This is a genomic window from Geobacillus sp. ZGt-1 (assembly GCF_001026865.1).
Classification (GTDB): domain Bacteria; phylum Bacillota; class Bacilli; order Bacillales; family Anoxybacillaceae; genus Geobacillus; species Geobacillus thermoleovorans.
Map to the genome: position 1 here is coordinate 426,897 of NZ_LDPD01000023.1, position 1,577 is coordinate 428,473.

Here is a 1,577-nt window from a genome sequence, read left to right on the forward strand (position 1 = left end):
AGCAGCTCCTCTTTTTCCCGTTCGTACCGCTCGCGGTCATCCGCGCATAAATCGATGGCGCGGCGGTACAGCTTCGTCACTTCGGTAATGTAGCGCGGCTCGTGCAAAATCCCGTCAATTTTAAAGCTGTCGATGCCGGCCTCGACCATGTCGCCGAGCTCATCGATCATGCAAACATCGTTCGGGCTCATAATATGCGTGCCGTTTTCGTCTTCAAAAATCGGATATTTGTTGTCGCGTTCTTTGTCGTAAAGAAACATCCCTTTTTCGTACTTCTTCCGTTCAACTTCCATCACTTTCCCTTGATATTCAAAATAGCTGCCGATCAGCGAGCGCTTCGATTGGTACATGCACATCGCGCCGTGCACTTGCACCTCGATTTCCACTTCGGCATGGGCTTTGATTTCCAAAATGGCGTCCATGTTCAACTCGCGGGCCAAGACGGCGCGCTTCGCCCCTTTCCGGCCCCAATAGTTGCACGCATACCAGTTCGTCGCTGTCGTCTCCGTGCTCCAGTGGAGCTTCATGTGCGGCGCCGTTTCTCGGACAGTCAAGAGCACCGCGGGATCGCCGAAGACGATGGCATCGGCGCCGACATCAGCCAAAAACGCGACGTAGTTGCCAAGCTCGTCCACTTTATCGTTATGGAAAATGGCGTTCATCGCCACATACACGTTCATGCCGCGCCGGTGGGCGGCTTTGACGGCGGCAGCGACATCATGGCGGGAAAATTCGCCGGCAAGCCGCAAACCGTAGCGCTGCTCGCCAATGATGACCGCGTCCGCTCCGGCTTCAGCCAGCTCGTCGATATGGGCAACGCTCGTCGGCGTCACGAGCAATTCGGGTTTTTTCACTGTTCTTCACCTCGTTTTTTCGATATGGCGAGCCCATCGCCGACCGGAATGATGACCGTATCATAACCGCTTCGACTCATGAGCCACTCATTGTAGCGGCGAATTTTTCGGGCGATGTTCCAAAGCCGTCGATTGTCCGCCGGCGCTTCGGCGGCGACGAGCCCCTTAAACAAGACGTTGTCGCTGATGATGAGGCCGCCTGCAGCCACAAACGGCTCATAGAGCGTAAAAAAGCGCTCATATTGCCCTTTGGCGGCATCAATAAACAGCACATCAAACGGCGCGGCGGCCGCCACACCGGCCTCGACCGCGAGCGCATCGCCCAACACCGCCTCGATTTGCCGCTTGGTGTTCGTCTTTTCGATGTAAAAACGGGCGCGCTCATACCGCTCCCGGTCTTTTTCGATCGTCACAATGCGCGCATCCGGCAGCGCCTTTGCCATCCGGATCGCCGAATAGCCGATCGCCGTGCCGATTTCCAAAATGCGGCGCGGCCTGATCAGCTTCAAGATGAATAACAGCACTTCGACGCTCACCGGATCCATGATCGGTATGCGGTGCCGATAGGCGTACTGCTCCATCTCCTCAATGTCCTCATCCGGCGCCGGACGCAGCTTTTGCAAGTACGAAACAATGTCATTGGAAAGCAAGAGGAATTCCTCCCTGCCGTCAGCAAACTGAAAAGCGCTCGCCAAAGTTGAACTATATAGATGCAACGAAGAA

Annotated in this window: 2 protein-coding genes; both read right to left on the minus strand. The window is 55.6% G+C overall.

Annotated elements, in window-relative coordinates; translation table 11 throughout:
• Positions 1-854: peptidase U32 family protein (locus tag VU18_RS10950; RefSeq protein WP_236687369.1), on the minus strand; the 854-nt coding region annotated here is incomplete at its 3' end.
• Positions 851-1,504, minus strand: coding sequence for an O-methyltransferase (locus tag VU18_RS10955; RefSeq protein ID WP_014196397.1), 654 nt, complete (start codon positions 1,502-1,504; stop codon positions 851-853). The genes VU18_RS10950 and VU18_RS10955, both read right to left, overlap by 4 nt.
• Between the last annotated feature and the right edge of the window lie 73 nt (positions 1,505-1,577).